Raw genomic sequence first — 5364 nt, 5'->3', positions numbered from 1 at the left:
GGCCGAAGTCATCTACTGGGGCGTCTGCCCCGACTGTTCGACAGCCCCATCACCGCAATGATGTACGGATTACGAAAGGGAACACTGTGACCGACACCTCCGACGCCCGCCCCCCGCACTCCGACGATCATCCCCACCGCGACGAGCAACGCCAGCAGCGCCTTCCACCACGACACGGCGTCCAGCCATGCGGCGGCGCCGGTGCCGGCGAGGACGGGCGCGACGGCGTTGGGCAGCGTCCGGGGACGCGCCCCCTCGACCCATTGGGCGAAACTGGCCACGACGGTCAGTCTTGCAGGTGCCGACCGTGGCAGACTGAGCGCATGGACGAGCGACTGAGCAGGGCCGAGATCGGCAAGGACGCGATCCAGGAGATCGTCGCCGCCGGTGCGTCGGCCGTCGGTGAGGTCGCCTCGATCATCACGACGGCGGTCAGGGACGTCGCGAACGCCCTCGGCGGATTCGCCACCGACGTGTTCGAGATCCGCGACGGGGCGCGCCGGGCCGCCTCGCAGCAGGGTGACGAGGACGACGCATAGCCGGTGCTGGGAGTCATCGGAGGCAGCGGCTTCTACTCGTTCTTCGGCACCGATGCCCGCGCTGTCAATCTGGACACGCCCTACGGTCCGCCCAGCGCGCCGATCACCGTCGGCGCCGTCGGGGACCACGAAGTCGCCTTTCTGCCCAGACATGGTGTGCGCCACGAGTTCTCACCGCACACCGTGCCGTACCGGGCCAACATGTGGGCGCTGCGCTCGCTGGGGGTGCGGCGCATCTTCGCGCCGTGCGCGGTCGGCAGCCTCGACCCGCAGCTCGGGCCGGGTGCGATGGTGGTGCCCGATCAGCTCGTCGACCGGACCTCGGGCCGGGCCGACACGTACTTCGACTCCGGCGGTATCCACGTCGGTTTCGCCGACCCGTACTGCCCGGCGCTGCGCGCCGCGGTGACCGGTCTGCCCGGTGTGGTCGACGGCGGCGCGATGGTGGTGATCCAGGGGCCGCGGTTCTCGACGCGTGCGGAGAGCCGGTGGTTCGCCGACCAGGGTTTCCGCCTGGTCAACATGACCGGCTACCCCGAGGCGGTGCTGGCTCGTGAGCTGGAGATGTGTTACGCCGCAATAGCTCTGGTGACCGATCTGGACGCCGGCATCGAGAGCGGGCACGGTGTGCGGGCGGTGGACGTGTTCGCCGAGTTCGAACGCAACATGGTGCCGTTCAAGCAGCTCGTGCACGAGGCCGTCGGGAACACGGCGCAGGAGCGCACGTGCACGCACTGCCTGGCGCACGAGGGCGTGCAGCTGCCGTTCGATCTGCCCTGACCGCACTACCGCCTCGACACCCGTCAAGCGATACTGGGGCCCATGACGTCCACAGCGCTGTGCGCGCAGTTCGGTATCGACTTCCCGCTCTTCGCCTTCAGTCACTGCCGGGACGTGGTGGCCGCGGTGACCAACGCCGGCGGTTTCGGCGTGCTCGGCGCGACCGCCTACACCCCCGACCAGCTGGACCGGGAGCTGACCTGGATCGACGACGCGGTGGGGGACAAGCCCTACGGCGTCGACCTGATCGTGCCCGCCAAGTTCGAGGGCAAGGGCGAGAAGTTGTCCGGCGCGGACCTGGCCGGCCGCATCCCGCAGAGTTACCGCGACCTCGTCGACGACCTGCTCCGCGCGCACGATATCGAGCCCGAGCCGAACCGGCGCCTCGGCGGGGCGTCGCTGTCCGGCGACACCGGCCGGGAACTGCTCGACGTGGCGCTCACCCATCCGGTCAAGCTGATCGCGAACGCCCTTGGCGTGCCGCCGGATTACATGATCGAGGCGGGCAAGGAGCGAGGCATCCCGGTCGCGGCACTGGTCGGGGCCAGGGAGCACGCGGTCAAGCAGGTCGCCGCGGGGGTGGACGTCATCGTCGCGCAGGGCACCGAGGCCGGCGGTCACTGTGGCGAGGTCAGCACGCTGGTCGTGGTGCCCGAGGTGCTCGAAGCCGTCGACGGTGCGGTGCCGGTGCTGGCCGCCGGCGGCATCGTGACCGGCCGGCAGATGGCGGGCATGGTCGCCATGGGCGCGGCCGGTGCGTGGACCGGTTCGGTGTGGCTGACGACGGAGGAGGCCGAGACGGCGCCGCACACGGTCGCCAAGATGCTGGCCGCCACGTCGCGGGACACCGTGCGTTCGGCGGGGCGCACGGGCAAACCGTCACGGCAGCTGGTTTCGGCCTGGACGGACGCGTGGGCGCCGAACAGGGACGGTCACCAACCGTTGCCGCTGCCGTTGCAGTCGATGCTGTGCGAGCCGGTGATCCGCCGCATCGACGTGCTGGCCTCGCAGGGCCACGAGGGCGCGCAGGCACTCGCGACGTACTTCGTCGGGCAGGGTGTCGGCCTGATGAACAAGGTGAAACCCGCCCGCGAGGTGATACGCGAGTTCATCGAGGACTACCTGGCCGCCGCCGAACGCCTGAACAACTCGCTGCCCGGCTGATGTCAGTACAGCACCCGGCGCAGGTTGTCCTCGTCGAGGTGCCTGCGGATCTCCGCGAGGTCGACGTCGGCGCCCATCGCCTTGGCGAGCTCCGCCGCGCTCGGCACCGCCGTCGGGTTCCAGCTCTCCGGTTGCCAGGCCTGCGCACGCAGAAACGCCTTGGCGCAGTGGAAGAAGACCTCCTCGACGCTGATCTCCAGGGCCAGGATCGGCCGCTTGCCCCGCACCGACATCGCGTCGAAGTAGTCGGCGTCGGCCATCACCCGGGCGCTGCCGTTGATCCGGAGGGTGTCCCCGCGGCCCGGGATCAGGAACAGGGTGCCCACGCGGGGGCGTTGCAGCACGTTGAGGTAGCCGTCCACGCGCTTGTTGCCGGGGCGTTCGGGGATCGCGATGGTGCGGTCGTCGATGATCTGCACGAACCCGGCCGGGTCACCTTTCGGTGACACGTCGAGGCGGCCCTGCGCATCCTGCGTGGCGACGAAGCCCAGCGGCGCATGCGACAACCAGTGCTGCTGGACCGGTGACAGGCGGTCACGGACCTTGTTCGCCACCGCGGCGTTGGGATATCCGACGATCGCGCGCAGTTCGTCGACGGAGGTCACTTCACGGCTCATGGCTCCATCATGCGGGTCCGGGACGCGGCGGTGGGGCGCACCCTCACCCGAACCGTCCGGCGAGCGCGCGGCGGTCCACCTTGCCGATACCGCGCAGCGGCAACTCGTCCACGATGTGCAGCTGCCGCGGCGCCGCCGTCGACGGCAGTGTGGCGGCGACGTGAGATCGTAACTGTGCCAACGTGATCGACGCGCCCGCCGCGGTGACCACCGCGGCCACCACGCGTTGCCCCAGGCGTTCGTCGGCGACCCCGAACACCGCGCACTCGGCCACCGCGGGATGAGTCGACAGCGCGGCCTCGACGACACTCGGAAGCACCTTGAGACCGCCGGTGGTGATCGCGTCGTCCACCCGGCCGAGCACCCGCAGCGCGCCGGAATCATCCACGGCGCCAAGGTCGTCGGTGCGGAACCAGCCCGGCTCGGTGAACGGGTCCGGGGTGACGGGATTGCGGTATCCGGCGGCGACCGTCGGCCCGCCGAGCCAGATCCGGCCGTCACCGTCGATGCGCACCCCCACCCCGTCGAGCGGGATCCCGTCGTACACGCAGCCACCGGCCGTCTCGCTCATCCCGTAGGTGCGGACCACCGGAACCCCGGCCGCGGCGGCTCTTTCGGCCACCCCGTCATGACCGGCCAGCGCGTCGCGGATCACGCTTTCCTCGATGCGGCGGAATTCGGCCTCTCCGTCGGTGGCGAAGATGTCGGCGATCCTGCGGCCCGTGCTCTTCTCGATCGCGGCGTCGGTGTCGAGCAGCGGCACGTCCAGCGCCTTGGCCAACCGCCGTCCGATCGTGGACTTCCCGGAGCCCGGTAATCCGACCAGAACCGCCTTCGGCGCCATCAGCCCGAGGCCCTTGCCCCGCTGGTGGACGGTTCGCGGGCCGCGACGGCCCGCAGGTAGTTGTCGATGTTGCCCCGGGTCTCGGCCAGCGAGTCACCGCCGAACTTCTCCAACGCGGCGCGGGCGAGCACGAGCGCGACCATCGTCTCGACGACGACACCGGCCGCGGGCACCGCACAGACGTCGGAGCGCTGGTGGATCGCCACGGCCTCGTCACCGGTCGCCATGTCGACCGTGGCCAGCGCCCGCGGCACGGTCGAGATCGGTTTCATCGCCGCGCGGACCCGCACGGGCAGCCCGTTGGTCATCCCGCCCTCCAGTCCGCCGGCGCGGTTGGTGGACCGCATCACGCCGTCGGGACCGGGATAGATCTCGTCGTGGGCGACGCTGCCGCGGCGCCGCGCGGTCTCGAAGCCGTCACCGATCTCGACACCCTTGATCGCCTGGATACCCATCACCGCGCCGGCGAGCTGGCTGTCGAGCCGATTGTCGCCACTGGTGAACGAACCGAGCCCGACGGGCAGTCCGTGCGCCACCACCTCGACCACGCCCCCGAGTGTGTCGCCGTCACGTTTGGCGGCCTCGATCTCGTCGATCATCAGCGCCTCACTGGCGGCGTCGAAGGCGCGCACCGGGCTGGCGTCGACCGCGGCCAGGTCGGCGGCCTGCGGCGGCGGACCGTCGTAGGGCTTCGACGCACCGATCGAGATGACGTGGGAGACGATCTCGACGCCGAGCGCCTGCTGCAGGAAGGCCCGCGCGACGGTGCCCGCGGCGACGCGGGCCGCGGTCTCGCGCGCACTGGCGCGCTCCAGCACCGGGCGGGCGTCGTCGAAGCCGTACTTGAGCATGCCGGCGTAGTCGGCGTGGCCGGGACGCGGCCGGGTCAGCGGCGCGTTGCGCGCGGCGCTGTCGGCCAGCACCTCGGCGTCGACCGGATCGGGGGCCATCACGGCCTCCCACTTCGGCCACTCGGTGTTCCCGATCTCGATGGCGATCGGGCCGCCCAGGGTCAGGCCGTGGCGCAGGCCGGTCAGCATCGTGACCTGGTCCTGCTCGAATTTCATCCGGGCGCCGCGGCCGTAGCCGAGGCGGCGGCGGGCCAACTGCGCCGAGATCTGCTCGGACGTCACCGCGACGCCGGCGACCATACCTTCGACCATGGCCACCAGCGCCCGGCCGTGGGATTCGCCTGCCGTCGTCCATCGCAACACGCGGCCCATTTTCGCACGACAGGCCCTCGGTCCCGAAAAGCGTCCTGCGCTACAGGACCGGGGTGGGCGATGCCAGCGCCAGCACCACACCGGTGGACAGGCACATCGACGGACCGTGCGGCACGGTGGGGCCGGCGCCGAGCATGCGCAGGCACACCGCCAGCGCCGCGGTCAGCAGCGCCGCCCCGACCGCGGCCAGCACCCAC

At 71.0% G+C, this 5364-nt stretch carries 6 protein-coding genes and 1 pseudogene; 3 read left to right on the top strand and 4 right to left on the bottom strand.

The genetic code is table 11. The features are described from left to right. Positions 1 to 107 precede the first annotated feature (107 nt). Positions 108 to 281: pseudogene (locus ASJ79_RS31205) on the bottom strand (1,4-dihydroxy-2-naphthoate polyprenyltransferase); the annotation flags it as partial. A gap of 42 nt (positions 282 to 323) precedes the next feature. Between ASJ79_RS31205 and ASJ79_RS17995 the strand changes: the two are divergent. Genes ASJ79_RS17995 through ASJ79_RS17985 form a run of 3 tightly spaced genes read left to right on the top strand, consistent with a single transcriptional unit; the run spans position 324 to position 2483 of the window. Beyond that, positions 324 to 539 (top strand): hypothetical protein, encoded by a 216-nt coding sequence (locus tag ASJ79_RS17995; protein ID WP_067957881.1) that lies wholly within the window; start codon positions 324 to 326, stop codon positions 537 to 539. A 3-nt stretch (positions 540 to 542) separates the two neighbouring features. Then, complete coding sequence (locus ASJ79_RS17990) at positions 543 to 1319, top strand: S-methyl-5'-thioadenosine phosphorylase (protein ID WP_067957878.1); 777 nt, start codon at positions 543 to 545, stop codon at positions 1317 to 1319. A 42-nt stretch (positions 1320 to 1361) separates the two neighbouring features. Continuing rightward, entirely contained in the window at positions 1362 to 2483 is a 1122-nt protein-coding gene (locus ASJ79_RS17985) for a nitronate monooxygenase family protein (protein ID WP_067957876.1), read from the top strand. A gap of 2 nt (positions 2484 to 2485) precedes the next feature. On the opposite strand, the gene ASJ79_RS17980 is transcribed toward ASJ79_RS17985, so the two are convergent. Genes ASJ79_RS17980 through aroC form a run of 3 tightly spaced genes read right to left on the bottom strand, consistent with a single transcriptional unit; the run spans position 2486 to position 5158 of the window. Then, positions 2486 to 3100 (bottom strand): pyridoxamine 5'-phosphate oxidase family protein, encoded by a 615-nt coding sequence (locus tag ASJ79_RS17980; RefSeq protein WP_067957873.1) that lies wholly within the window; start codon positions 3098 to 3100, stop codon positions 2486 to 2488. A gap of 43 nt (positions 3101 to 3143) precedes the next feature. Then, on the bottom strand, positions 3144 to 3944 hold the full coding sequence (locus ASJ79_RS35120) for a shikimate kinase (RefSeq protein ID WP_082753910.1): 801 nt from the start codon (positions 3942 to 3944) through the stop codon (positions 3144 to 3146). Beyond that, on the bottom strand, positions 3944 to 5158 hold the full coding sequence (gene aroC / locus ASJ79_RS17970) for a chorismate synthase (RefSeq protein ID WP_197420262.1): 1215 nt from the start codon (positions 5156 to 5158) through the stop codon (positions 3944 to 3946). The genes ASJ79_RS35120 and aroC overlap by 1 nt, the downstream gene beginning before the upstream one ends. Positions 5159 to 5364 lie beyond the last annotated feature (206 nt).

It is taken from the genome of Mycobacterium sp. NAZ190054 (assembly GCF_001545925.1).
Classification (GTDB): Bacteria; Actinomycetota; Actinomycetes; order Mycobacteriales; family Mycobacteriaceae; genus Mycobacterium.
The sequence above is the reverse complement of the archived record's forward strand: the minus strand, read 5'-3'. Positions and strand labels throughout refer to the sequence as shown.

Coding starts and splice junctions, on each gene's coding strand:
- ASJ79_RS17980 (WP_067957873.1), bottom strand. CDS start 3,100: ATGAGCCGTGAAGTGACCTCCGTCGACGAACTGCGCGCGATCGTCGGA.
- ASJ79_RS17985 (WP_067957876.1), top strand. CDS start 1,362: ATGACGTCCACAGCGCTGTGCGCGCAGTTCGGTATCGACTTCCCGCTC.
- ASJ79_RS35120 (WP_082753910.1), bottom strand. CDS start 3,944: ATGGCGCCGAAGGCGGTTCTGGTCGGATTACCGGGCTCCGGGAAGTCC.
- ASJ79_RS17995 (WP_067957881.1), top strand. CDS start 324: ATGGACGAGCGACTGAGCAGGGCCGAGATCGGCAAGGACGCGATCCAG.